This is a genomic window from Sphingomonas sp. SORGH_AS_0789 (genome assembly GCF_031453055.1).
Classification (GTDB): Bacteria; Pseudomonadota; Alphaproteobacteria; order Sphingomonadales; family Sphingomonadaceae; genus Sphingomonas.
This window is the reverse complement of the sequence record NZ_JAVIYV010000001.1, coordinates 369,488-381,026: the sequence shown is the minus strand read 5'-3', so window position 1 is coordinate 381,026 and position 11,539 is coordinate 369,488. Positions and strand designations below refer to the sequence as shown.

10 protein-coding genes and 1 pseudogene are annotated in these 11,539 nt (G+C 69.1%); 10 read left to right on the top strand and 1 reads right to left on the bottom strand.

Translation table 11 applies throughout. The features are described 5' to 3' along the window. Positions 1-200 precede the first annotated feature (200 nt). Positions 201-2,261, top strand: a complete 2,061-nt coding sequence (locus tag QE360_RS01660; RefSeq protein WP_309698811.1) for an SPOR domain-containing protein — start codon at positions 201-203, stop codon at positions 2,259-2,261. Further along, complete coding sequence (locus tag QE360_RS01655) at positions 2,258-3,424, top strand: deoxyguanosinetriphosphate triphosphohydrolase (RefSeq protein ID WP_309698809.1); 1,167 nt, start codon at positions 2,258-2,260, stop codon at positions 3,422-3,424. The genes QE360_RS01660 and QE360_RS01655 overlap by 4 nt, the downstream gene beginning before the upstream one ends. Before the next feature lie 741 nt (positions 3,425-4,165). Here QE360_RS01655 and QE360_RS01650 read toward each other — a convergent pair. Next, positions 4,166-4,462, bottom strand: coding sequence for a hypothetical protein (locus QE360_RS01650; protein WP_309698807.1), 297 nt, complete (start codon positions 4,460-4,462; stop codon positions 4,166-4,168). 224 nt (positions 4,463-4,686) lie between these two features. Between QE360_RS01650 and argS the strand changes: the two genes are divergently transcribed. The 8 genes and pseudogenes from argS (at position 4,687) to tatC (ending at position 11,472) form a co-directional block, all read left to right on the top strand. Beyond that, positions 4,687-6,411, top strand: a complete 1,725-nt coding sequence (argS, locus tag QE360_RS01645; protein ID WP_309698805.1) for an arginine--tRNA ligase — start codon at positions 4,687-4,689, stop codon at positions 6,409-6,411. Continuing rightward, positions 6,411-7,154: an SPOR domain-containing protein gene (locus QE360_RS01640; protein WP_309698803.1), complete on the top strand. Its 744-nt coding sequence runs from the start codon at positions 6,411-6,413 to the stop codon at positions 7,152-7,154. Before argS ends, QE360_RS01640 begins: the two co-directional genes overlap by 1 nt. Positions 7,155-7,206: 52 nt before the next feature. Then, on the top strand, positions 7,207-8,211 hold the full coding sequence (locus tag QE360_RS01635; RefSeq protein ID WP_309698801.1) for a glycoside hydrolase family 3 N-terminal domain-containing protein: 1,005 nt from the start codon (positions 7,207-7,209) through the stop codon (positions 8,209-8,211). A gap of 287 nt (positions 8,212-8,498) precedes the next feature. Continuing rightward, positions 8,499-9,225, top strand: a pseudogene (locus QE360_RS01630) (segregation and condensation protein A). Beyond that, complete coding sequence (gene scpB / locus QE360_RS01625; RefSeq protein WP_309698799.1) at positions 9,222-9,827, top strand: SMC-Scp complex subunit ScpB; 606 nt, start codon at positions 9,222-9,224, stop codon at positions 9,825-9,827. The pseudogene QE360_RS01630 and the gene scpB overlap by 4 nt, the downstream one beginning before the upstream one ends. A 141-nt stretch (positions 9,828-9,968) precedes the next feature. After that, positions 9,969-10,205, top strand: coding sequence for a Sec-independent protein translocase subunit TatA (locus tag QE360_RS01620; RefSeq protein WP_007405493.1), 237 nt, complete (start codon positions 9,969-9,971; stop codon positions 10,203-10,205). Between the two features lie 29 nt (positions 10,206-10,234). Continuing rightward, on the top strand, positions 10,235-10,693 hold the full coding sequence (gene tatB / locus QE360_RS01615; protein WP_309698796.1) for a Sec-independent protein translocase protein TatB: 459 nt from the start codon (positions 10,235-10,237) through the stop codon (positions 10,691-10,693). After that, the gene (gene tatC / locus QE360_RS01610) at positions 10,690-11,472 is read left to right on the top strand and encodes a twin-arginine translocase subunit TatC (protein WP_307103423.1); all 783 of its coding nucleotides are present in this window, start codon (positions 10,690-10,692) and stop codon (positions 11,470-11,472) included. Before tatB ends, tatC begins: the two co-directional genes overlap by 4 nt. Positions 11,473-11,539 lie beyond the last annotated feature (67 nt).

Genomic DNA, 11,539 nt, shown 5'->3' with positions numbered 1-11,539 from the left:
GGGGCGACGGCGCAGGGCTGTCCCTTGCCGAATGTTCGAGATGTCACGCCTCGGCCCGATGCCACAAAAGGCCCCAGCCTTGGCCGGGGCGGCGGTCGGTCGCCGTGCCTGTTGGTCGACGGCGTGGAGCGATCGGGCGCGTCGGGGGCGGGAAGGGCATTGCCGTGCACGGCAAAACGCGCTTTATGCGGATCGGTCCCATGACGTTCCCCTATCTTTCCCGCGCTCCGCTGGCGCTCGCCCTGATGCTCGCATCGGCCCCCGTTCCGCTTCTGGCACAGGCCATGGTCCAGCCGCTTCCCGGCACGACCGATGCCGACCGGCTGGGCGATGTGATGCGCCGCGTCGCGCAGAATCCGCGCGACATCGACGCGCTGATCGAGGCGGGCGAGCTGTCCATCCGCCTCGATGATCTGTCGGGCGCGGCGTCGCTGTTCGCCCGTGCCGAGAAGGTCGATGCGCGCGATCCCCGGATCAAGGCGGGGATGGGATCGATCCTGGTCCGATCCGAGCGACCGGGCGAGGCGCTGCGCTATTTCGCGCAGGCCGAGGCGGCGGGACTGGCCCCGGCGAAGTTCGCCGCCGATCGCGGTCTGGCCTATGATCTGGTCGGCGATCAAGTGCGGGCGCAGCGCGATTATCGGCTGGCGCTGGCAAGCGAGCCGAATGACGAGATCGTCCGCCGTTATGCGCTGTCGCTGGGGATTTCAGGCCAGCGGGAGCGGGCGTTGCAGGAACTCGATCCGCTGCTCCGCAAGACCGACCGCGCGGCGTGGCGCGCCCGCGCCTTCATCCTGGCGATGGCGGGCGACCTGCCCGAAGCGACGCGCATCGCGGGCACGATGATGCCCGCCCAGCTGGCGCAGGGGCTGCAACCCTTTTTCCAGCGCCTGCCGACGCTGCCCGCCACCGACCGGGCCTTCGCCGTCCATTTCGGCGAGACGCGCGCCACGCCCGAGCGGCTGGCGGATGCCCGGCTGGCCCCCAGCCTGCCGGTGCTGACCCCGGATGCCCCCGTCGCGCTGGCCTCTGCGACGGTGGCGACGCCCGCGCCGGTGCAGCAGGCGACCGCCCGCGACGAGCGCCGCCGTGGCGGTCGCGGTTCGTCGCGCCGCGATCCCGGCGTCGCGACGGCGGCGCTTCCCGCTCCGGTCCGGACCGCGTCGACCGCGATGATCCAGCCCTTGCCCGACACGAACCGCGTCGTGGCCGCCGCCTCGCCGATGCGCCCGGTCCAGCCGCAGCCGGGCTTCACCTCCGCGCTGCCGACCGCGCCCGCCGCGCGCCCGGCGGAACCGGCCGCCGCGCCCACGGCCCCCGTCGCGCTGGCCGCCGCCGAGCCCGCACGGCCGATGATCCAGCCCTTGCCCGCGCCCGCCACGGCGCCGGTCACCACAGCACCGGTCGCCCCAGCACCGGTCACCACGCCGCCGGTCCAGATGGTCCAGGCGGTTCCGACCACGCCCGAGCCGACGCCTGCCGCGCCGCCGGTCCAACTTGCCAAGGCCGAGACCACCCCGATGGTCCAGCCGATCCCGGCCGAGACCAGCGAACCGACGCCTCCGTCGCGCCCGGCCCGCACGGCGTCGCGTCGTCCCTCGCTCGCCGCCTCGCACGCCTTGCGCGAGGATTCGGTGCTGGCACGGATCGTCGCCAATCTCTCCATCCCCGCCTCCGAACTGGGGGTCGAAGGGCCGGAGCGTCCGGCGGTGGTCGCCGCAAATACGCCGGTATCAGGCGGGGCACAGCGCGTCCTGGCCGAAGCCCGCGCCAAGGCCGATCGCGATCACCAGGCGCGCGAAAAGGCGAGCGAGGCCGCCGAGCCCGCCGCGAAGGAAAGCAAGACGCCGACCGCCGCCGAGCGCAAGGCCGCCGCGGCCAAGGCGGCCGCCGAGAAGAAGGCGCTCGCCGCCAAAAAGGCCGAGGCGGAGAAGAAGGCGGCCGAAGCCAAGGTAGCCGCCGAGGAGAAGAAGCGCGCCAGGGCCAATCCCGAGCGCATCTGGGTCCAGGTCGCGGGCGGCGCGAACGAGGACGATTTGCCCAAGGCCTGGGCGGCGACCAAGGCGAAGGCCCCCGAGCTGTTCGCCGCGCACAAGGGCTACAAGACTCCGCTGCGCGCGACCCACCGGGTCCTGACCGGCCCGTTCAAGACCGAGGCGGAGGCGCGCGCCTTCGGCAACCAGCTGGCCAAGAAGGGGGTTTCGGCCTTCCCCGTGACCAGCGACGCAGGGCAGGCGGTGACGCGGCTCGACGCGAAGTGAGCCGCTTCGCCCCCTGGGCCTCCTATCCCGACCGGAGCCGGGGCCGCCGCCATGACGAGGCCAAGGGGCTGGAGCGCGGCCCGCGCGACGCGTTCCAGCGCGACCGCGACCGGATCATCCATTCGATCAGCTTCCGGCGGCTGCGGCACAAGACGCAGGTGTTCATGGCGCCCGATGGCGACCATTTCCGCGTCCGCCTGACCCACAGCCTGGAAGTGGCGCAGATCGGGCGGACGATCGCACGGACGCTGGGGCTGAACGAGGATCTGACCGAGGCGCTGTGCCTGGCGCACGATATCGGCCATCCGCCCTTCGGCCATGCGGGCGAGGATGCGCTGAAGGCGGCGCTGACCGATCATGGCGGGTTCGATCACAACGGCCACACGCTGCGCACCCTGACCGCGATCGAGCGGCCCTATCCCCGTTGGGACGGGCTGAACCTCAGCTGGGAGACGCTGGAGGGGCTGGCCAAGCATAACGGCCCGGTCCGCCACCCCGGCTGGGCGCTGCGCGAGGCGGATGCGGGCTTTCCGCTCGACCTGGACAGCCATGCCTCGCTGGAGGCGCAGGTCGCGGCGCTGGCGGACGATATCGCCTATGACAATCACGATATCGACGACGGCCTGCGCGCGGGGCTGTTGACCCTCGACCAGCTGCTGAGCGTGCCGCTAGTCGCGCGCGGGTGGGACGTGGCGCGGGCGCAATTCCCCGATGTCGCGCCCAAGAGGTTGGCGAGCGAGCTGATCCGCTCGCAGATCGGGGTGATGGTCAACGACCTCGTCGCCGAGACGCGGGCGCGCATCGCCGATAGCGGGGTGGGGGACGTCGCCGATGTCCGCGCGGCGGGCCGGGCGCTGGTCGGCTTTTCGGATGCGATGCGGGCCGAGGAGCGCGACCTGAAGCGGTTCATGTACGCCAATCTCTACCACCACCCGCGCCAACTGGCGGCGGCGGATGCGGCGCACGGCATCGTCCAGGGCCTGTTCGCCGCCTATCGCGCCGACCCCGCGCAACTGCCCGAGGAATGGCGCGAGCGCTTGCCGGAGGACGAACCGGCGCGGAGTCGGCATATCGCCGACTTCATCGCGGGGATGACGGACCGTTATGCGGTGCGGTGCTATCGCGAGGTGATCGGCGCGATCGACCTGCCGGACGGCTTCTGACCGGAAGGCGGTGTTCGGGATTGGTGGCAATCGAGGCCCGACAAGCGCTATCGTGCCGTCATGCGACAGCGCTCGACCAGTTGGTTGCGATCTCGAAGAGCTGCACATGGTCCGGCCGCCGAAGCGAGCAGTCCAGAACCGCCGCCATTCCGGTCCGATCACGATCTCTATCGGTGGCGAATATGGATTCGCATCGCCTTCCCCTTGACGCTTCTCAGCTATGGGGGACTGTGCGATTTGGGACTGCCCCTGGTCTACGCTCCATTGGCCGTGGTTCCGGCGATCCTGGTCTACCTCGTGATGAAGCTGCAGGCATGGCGTGATCGCCGGGCGAGGCGACGCTTCAGCCACTATGACGTGCGCGACTTTCCCCGATGAGGGTGGAACCAGTCCGATGTGATCTAAGTAACTGAATTTACATGGAACGTGCCGGGGTTCGGTCCTGTTCTTGATCGGTTGAACAGGAGATCGATCATGGCACAGAAGGGCGCAGGCGGTAATCCCGGATCGGTTACGGCCAAAGGCGGAGACGGCGCGCGTGGCAGCTTGGGGACCGGGCGAGGCGGTGGCACGGGCACCGGCGCGAAGAAGACCGCTTCCGGAAAATCGGACAAGGAGGGCGGGCATTCGGGACAGAAGATCAGCGGTGCATGAACACGCCTGTCGGTCGCCCCGAATAGAAAACGGCCCGCTCTTCCCATCGGAAGAACGGGCCGTTTCTCTCAAGCCGTAAGGCAGAGATCAGCGAGCGCTGGTCTCGACGCCTGCGCCCAGTGCGCCACGGGCTTCGTCGGTCGTGAAGGCGACCTGGGTGGTGCCGGTCGTGCCGGTCACGCGGTGGCCCTTCACCACGAAGCGGAACGGCTCGCCGCCCGGATAGCGACGGCCCTGGATCACCGGATTGCCGTTTTCGGTCGACCGGGTGTAGACATAGGTCTGGCCTTCGTGAACGAAGCGCTGCTCGCCCTCGGCGGCGATCACGCCGACGGTGGGGATGGCGGCAACGGCCGCGGCCAGGATCAGAATGGTCTTGCGCATGATCGAAACTCCCGCTTTTTGCGTTGAGCCGGATCAGGTCCTCTCGCGCTGTAACTTTCGTATACGGAGTTATTGCGGCGCAGCATGGACGGCAACTGCAAAGGGCTGGGGCATGGATGCACTGCGCGCAATCGCTCGCCGGGCCCGCCCGCCAAGCATGATTTGAAGCGCGCGCCCGATTTCGCTAGAGCGCAACGCTTTCCTACCCCCGATCGGACGATGCGATGACCCTCTACACCCGCTTTGCCGCGCATATCGATGCGGCGCTGGACACGCTGGTTGCCGCCGGCACGTTGCCCGGCGGGCTGGATCGCCGCAACGTCACGGTCGAGCCGCCGCGCGACGCGTCGCATGGCGACCTTGCCACCAACGCCGCGATGGTGCTGGCCAAGCCCGCAGGGACCAACCCGCGCGCGCTGGCCGAGGCGCTGGCCGCCGAACTGGGCAAGCTGGACGAGGTGGACAGCGTCGCGGTCGCCGGGCCGGGCTTCCTCAACATGCGGCTGACCGATGCCGCCTGGCGCGACGAGCTGGCGGCGATCCCGCAGGCGGGGGGCGATTATGGTCGCTCGGCGCGCGGGAACGGTGTGACGGTCAACATCGAATATGTCTCGGCCAACCCGACCGGCCCGATGCATATGGGCCATTGCCGGGGCGCGGTGGTGGGCGATGCGCTCGCCACGCTGCTCGAATTTGCGGGCCACAAGGTCATCCGCGAATATTATGTCAACGATGCGGGCGGCCAGGTCGACGTGCTCGCCCGCTCGGCGCATCTGCGCTACCGCGAGGCGCTGGGCGCGACGATCGAGATCCCCGAGGGGCTCTACCCGGGCGAATATCTGAAGCCGGTGGGCGAGGCGCTGGCCGCCGAGTTCGGCGACGCTTACGTCGACGCGCCCGAGGGGGAATGGCTGATCCTGTTCCGCACCCGCGCGGTGGCGGCGATGATGGCGATGATCCGCGAGGATCTGGCGCTGCTCGGCATCCATCACGACCTGTTCTCCTCCGAGGCAGAGCTGCAGGCGGCGGGCAAGCCCGAGGCGGCCGAGGCCGAGCTGCGCTCGCGCGGCCTGGTCTATGACGGCGTGCTGGAGGCCCCCAAGGGCGAGACGCCCGAGGATTGGGAGCCGGTCGAGCTGCCGCTGTTCCGCTCCAGCCAGTTCGGCGACGATCAGGATCGCCCGATCAAGAAGTCGAACGGCAGCTGGACCTATTTCGGCGCCGACCTGGCCTATCACTATCAGAAGGCGCAGTCCGCCGATCAGCTGATCGACATCTGGGGCGCCGACCATGCGGGCACCGTCAAGCGGATCGTCGCGGCGGTCGAGGCGCTGACCGGCGGCAAGACCAAGTTCGACGTGAAGCTGGTCCAGATGGTCCGCCTGCTGCGCGGTGGCGAGCCGGTGAAGATGTCGAAGCGGGCGGGCAATTTCGTCACGCTGGCCGATGTCGTGCGCGAAGTCGGCAAGGACGTGGTCCGCTTCACCATGCTGACTCGGCGCGCCGATGCGCAGATGGACTTCGACTTCGCCAAGGTGGTCGAGGCGTCGAAGGACAATCCCGTCTTCTACGTCCAATATGCCCATGCCCGCATCGCCTCGCTGAAGCGCCGCGCGGCCGAGGCGGGGATCGAGGGCGGCACTGCCGACCTGTCGCTGCTCGATACCGAGGATCTGGCGCTGGTGAAGCTGGCCGCGCAATTCCCGCGCATCGTCGAGACGGCGGCGGCGGCGCGCGAGCCGCATCGCATCGCCTTCTATCTCTATGATCTGGCGGCGGCCTTCCATGCCGCGTGGAATGTCGGCAACGACCGGGTCGATCGCCGCTTCCTGATCGCGGAGAATCCCGATGTCACGCGCGCGCGGCTTTTCCTGAGCGAAGGGATCGGGCAGATTATCCGCAACGGCCTGGCGCTGATGGGCGTCGAGGCCGTGTCGGAGATGAAGTGATGGCGAACGAGATGGACCTGCGCGGCTATGACCAACAGGAGGACGATCGTCTTCCCTGGCTGGAAACCGTCGAGGCGGACGAGCCCGAGGGGGTCGGCATCGGCAAGGTCGTGGCGCTGGTCATCCTGGGCCTCGCCATTCTCGCCTTTATCGGCTTCGCGCTGTACAAGTGGCAGGCGCATACCGCCGCCGCCGATGGCGACGGCGCGATCATCGCCGCGCCCGAGGGCGACTATAAGGTGCGTCCGGCCGATCCGGGCGGGCTGAAGGTCAAGGGCGAGGGCAATACCGCGATCGCCACCAGCGCGGGCAAGCCCGGCGGCACCGGCGCGATCGATCTGCGCGCCGTGCCCGAGGCGCCGATGAACGGCACCCGCGTCGTCCAGAAGCCCGCCGAGCCCAATGGCGGCCGCAACGCCGTGGCGCAGGTGCCCGAATCGGGCGGCAGGCTGGTCGCGCCCGCGCCCGTGGCGGCGGCACGTCCCGCCCCCGTTGCCGCGACCGGCAGCGGGTCGATGGTCCAGCTGGGCGCCTATCCCAGCGAATCTTCGGCCAATGCCGCATGGGACCGCTTCTCCAAGCGCTTCTCCTATGTCGGCGCGCTGGGCAAGGTGGTCCAGCCGGTCGCCTCGAACGGCAAGACGCTCTACCGCCTGCGCGTGAATGCCGGGTCGGCCAACCAGGCCGCCGATATCTGCGGTCGCCTGCGCGTGGCGGGCGAGAGCTGCTTCGTCGCCAGCTGATCCATCACGCCCCTTTCCCGCCCATGCGGGGAAGGGGCCGGAGTGTGCGTTCATGATCCCCGTCATTTTCGGCCTGTCGGGCCCGGTGCTGACCCCCGACGAGCGGGCGTTCTTCGCCTCGGTCGAACCGGCGGGCTATATCCTGTTCAAGCGCAACATCGTCGACCGGGCACAGGTCCGCGCCCTGACCGACAGCTTGCGCGACTTGGCGGGGCGCGACGATCTGGCGATCCTGATCGACCAGGAAGGCGGCCGGGTCGCGCGCATGGGACCGCCCGAATGGCCCACCTTTCCCGCCGGGCCGGTCTTTGCGCGACTGTACGAGACCGCGCCGATGTCGGCGATCCAGGCGATGCGCGCCAATGGCCAGGCGCTGGGCCTGATGCTGCGCGAGGTGGGGATCAGCGTCGATTGCGCGCCGCTGCTCGACGTGGTGCAGCCGGATACGACCGAGGCGATCGCCTGCCGCGCCTATGGCGCCGAGCCGATGCAGGTCGCGGCGCTGGGCCGTGCGATGCTGGAGGGGCTGGCGACGGCGGGCGTCGTCGGCGTGGTCAAGCATATGCCCGGCCATGGCCGCGCGCTGGTCGACTCGCATCACCTCCTGCCCACCGTCACCGCGAGCGAGGCCGAACTGGCGGTCGATCTCGAACCCTTCTGCACGCTGGCCGCCGCGCCGATGGGCATGACCAGCCATATCGTGTTCGAGGCCTGGGACGCCGAGCACCCCGCGACGCTGTCGCCGACGGTGATCGAGCGGATCATCCGGGGGCGGATCGGGTTCGACGGGCTGCTGATGACCGACGATATCGACATGAAGGCGCTGAGCGGTACGGCGGGCGAGAAGGCGGCCGGCGCGCTGGCGGCGGGATGCGACCTGGTGCTCGATTGCTGGGCGCGGATGGACGAGATGGTCGAGATTGCGGGTCGGGTGCCCGCCATCACCGACGCGGCCCGCGCCCGGCTCGACCGCGCGATGGCGAGTGTCGGTCCGGGGGAGGGCGACTTCGCCGAACTGATCGCGCGCCGCGACGCACTGTTGGCGCTGGCGGAATAAGAGCCCCCCAATTCCTCCCCATCGAGGATGGGGAGGGGGACCGCGCCCGCAGGGCGTGGTGGAGGGGTGGCGGCGTCAGCCGCCGTCTGCGACGGCGCCCCTCCACCATCGCTATGCGATGGTCCCCCTCCCCAAGCTATGCTTGGGGAGGGGGACCGCCGCGAAGCGGTGGTGGACGGGCACGGGGGCGCACTTCACCTGGGAGGGATGATCCGGCCCCCCTTTCTCTCCGGAAAGATAAACCCCGCCCGTCTCGCCATGGCTTCGCATCGCCGCTAAGCTGGCACATGATGACGGGGGAACAGCTGACGCTTGATCTGGACGGGTGGGAAGGGCCGCTCGACCTGTTGCTGTCACTGGCGCGTTCGCAAAAGGTCGATCTGCGGCAGATTTCGATCCTGGCACTGGTCGAGCAATATCTGCGTTTCATCGACCGGGCGGGGCGGATGCAGCTGGAACTGGCCGCCGATTATCTGGTAATGGCGGCATGGCTCGCCTATCTCAAATCCTCGCTGCTGCTGCCCCGCCAGCCCGAGGAGGAGCCGGACCCCGAGGATCTGGCGCTGCGGCTGCAACTCCGGCTGGAGCGGCTGGCGGCGATGCGCGAGGTGGGGGGCGCGGCTGATGGCGCGCGACCGGCTGGGCCGCGACGTCTTCGCGCGCGGCGCGCCCGAGGGGCTGGCGGTGCAGCGCAAGGCGCAGTGGCAGGCCGGGCTCTATGACCTAATCGCCGCCTATGGCCGGATCAACGCGCGCACCCGCCCGGTCATGCATGTCGTCGCCGACCGGCAGGTGATGACGCTGGAGGCGGCGCTGGACCGCGTGTCGATGCTGGTCGGCAGCCGGATCGACTGGTCGGCGATCGAGACGTTCCTGCCCGACGGCAGCGAGCGGCTGCGGCGTTCGGCGCTGGCATCCAGCTTCCTCGCGGTCCTGGAACTGGCGCGGCAGGGGAAGGTCGAGCTGCGCCAGGCCGCGCCCTTCGCGCCGCTTCTGGTACGCCAGCCGCGATGAGCGCCGTCGATGCGACCGTCCGCGCGGTGGAAGCCGTGCTGTTCGCCTCGCCCGAGCCGATGAGCGTGGATTCGATCCGCGCCCATGTCGGCGTGACGAAGGGAGCCGCCGACATCCGCGCCGCACTGGACACGTTGGAGGCGCATTATGCCGGGCGCGGGATCGCGCTGGTCCGGCGCGGCGACCGCTGGCATTTCCAGACTGCGCCCGATCTCGCGCATTTGCTGCGCCGCGACCGTGAGGAGATGCGCCGCCTGTCGCGCGCGGGCATCGAGACGCTGGCGATCATCGCCTATCACGAACCCGTCAGCCGCGCCGAGATCGAGGCGATCCGCGGCGTCGCCATTTCCAAGGGCACGCTGGACGTGCTGATGGAGGCGGGCTGGGTGCGGCCCGCGGGGCGGCGCGAGGTGCCGGGGCGGCCGCTGATCTATGCGACGACGCCCGCCTTTCTCCAGCATTTCGGGCTGACCAGCCGACGCGATCTGCCCGGCCTGGAGGATCTGCGCGCGGCCGGGCTGCTCGATCCCGTCGATCTGGCGCTGGAGCGGCTGGAGGACGAGGAGGAGGCCGCATCCGATGCGTCGCCCGAGGGCGATTGAGCTTTTCTTTGCGTCACGCCCACGTCACAATGAGGCGGCACGGCTCCTTGCTCCCCGTTCGGGGCTTTGCACGCATCGCTGAACCATTGCCGCTGGCGATGCCAAGGCCTAGATAGACCATGAATTCCCAGGAGACGTGCCATGGGCAGCTTTAGCCCGATTCACCTTCTCGTCCTCGCGATCGTCGCCATCCTTCTGCTCGGCGGCGGCCGCTTCTCCAACCTGATGGGCGATGTCGCCAAGGGTGTGAAGAACTTCAAGAAGGGCATGGCCGAAGAGGACGAAAAGCCCGCCAAGCCGTCCGCCCGGATCGAGGCGCAGAAGTCGGCCGAGCCCGCCTTCGACCGTGATGGCGAGCGCGTGCGCGACGATCGCTGATCGCGTCCGCCAGCTGATACCGGACGTCCATGTTCAATATCGACTCCAGCGAGTTCCTGCTCGTCGCCATCGTCGCGCTGGTCGTGATCGGTCCCAAGGATCTGCCCAAGGCGATGCGCGTCGTCGGCTATTGGGTCGGCAAGGCGCGCGGCGTCTCGCGCCAGTTCCGGCAGGGCTTCGACAATATGGTCCGCGAGGCCGAGCTGGAGGAAATGGAAAAGCGCTGGGCGGCGGAGAATGAGCGGATCATGCGCGAGCATGCCGCCGAGGTGCCGCCGGTCGTCGATCCCGCGCCCGATCAGACGGCGCCGGATCACGCCGCGCCCGTCCCCGCCCTAGCCGACCCCGCCTTGTCCGACCCTCATGCGCCCGCGCACGAGGATCACAGCGACCGGCCGGTGATGGTCGAGAAGCCCGTCGTCGCCCCCGCGCCCGCCGATCCCGCCGCGCATCCGGCCCCGCGCCACAATGAAGGGGCGGCGTCGTGACCGACCATGACGAGATCGACGCCAGCCGCGCGCCCCTGCTCGACCATCTGATCGAGCTTCGTCGTCGGCTGCTCTATTGCATCGTCGCGATCGCGCTGGGCTTCGGCGTGTCGATGTATTTCTCGGAGTCGATCTTCGGCTTCCTCGCCAAGCCGCTGCTGGCGGCCGGGCAGGGCAAGCTGGTCTATACCGAGATTTTCGAGGCGTTTTTCGTCCAGGTGAAGGTCGCCTTCTTCGCCGCGATGATGATCGCCTTTCCGGTGATCGCCAACCAGCTGTGGCAGTTCGTCGCGCCGGGGCTGTACCGCAAGGAAAAGCGCGCGCTGCTGCCTTTCCTGCTGGCGACGCCGGTGCTGTTCCTGATGGGCGCGGCGATGGCCTATTATATCGCCATCCCGATGGCGCTGCACTTCCTGCTGGGCTTTGACGGGGTCGTCGGCGGCGTGCGGCGCGAGGCCTTGCCTGCCATCGGCAATTACCTGTCCTTCATCATGCAGTTCCTGTTCGCCTTCGGCCTGGCGTTCCTGTTGCCGGTGCTGCTGATGCTGCTGGAGCGGGCGGGGATCGTGACGCGCAAGCAACTGATCGGGGCTCGGCGCTATGCGATCGTCGCGGCGACCGCGATCGCGGCGGTGCTGACCCCGCCCGACCTGATGTCGCAGGTGCTGCTCGCGGTTCCGCTCATCATCCTCTACGAACTGGCGATCATCGGCATCTGGTTCACCGAACGGAGCCGGGCCAGACAGGCGCCCGAAGAGGAAGCCGACGCGGCGGCGTGATGTCGGTGTGGATGGTTCTGGAAAGGCCTCGGTGAGAACCGGGGCCTTTTTCTTTGGTGCTCGCTTG

What these genes read in the sequence shown, in the direction of transcription:
- QE360_RS01660 (WP_309698811.1), top strand. Translation starts at nt 201, where the DNA reads ATGACGTTCCCCTATCTTTCCCGCGCTCCGCTGGCGCTCGCCCTGATG.
- QE360_RS01650 (WP_309698807.1), bottom strand. Translation starts at nt 4,462, where the DNA reads ATGCGCAAGACCATTCTGATCCTGGCCGCGGCCGTTGCCGCCATCCCC.
- argS (WP_309698805.1), top strand. Translation starts at nt 4,687, where the DNA reads ATGACCCTCTACACCCGCTTTGCCGCGCATATCGATGCGGCGCTGGAC.
- QE360_RS01640 (WP_309698803.1), top strand. Translation starts at nt 6,411, where the DNA reads ATGGCGAACGAGATGGACCTGCGCGGCTATGACCAACAGGAGGACGAT.
- QE360_RS01635 (WP_309698801.1), top strand. Translation starts at nt 7,207, where the DNA reads ATGATCCCCGTCATTTTCGGCCTGTCGGGCCCGGTGCTGACCCCCGAC.
- scpB (WP_309698799.1), top strand. Translation starts at nt 9,222, where the DNA reads ATGAGCGCCGTCGATGCGACCGTCCGCGCGGTGGAAGCCGTGCTGTTC.
- QE360_RS01620 (WP_007405493.1), top strand. Translation starts at nt 9,969, where the DNA reads ATGGGCAGCTTTAGCCCGATTCACCTTCTCGTCCTCGCGATCGTCGCC.
- tatB (WP_309698796.1), top strand. Translation starts at nt 10,235, where the DNA reads ATGTTCAATATCGACTCCAGCGAGTTCCTGCTCGTCGCCATCGTCGCG.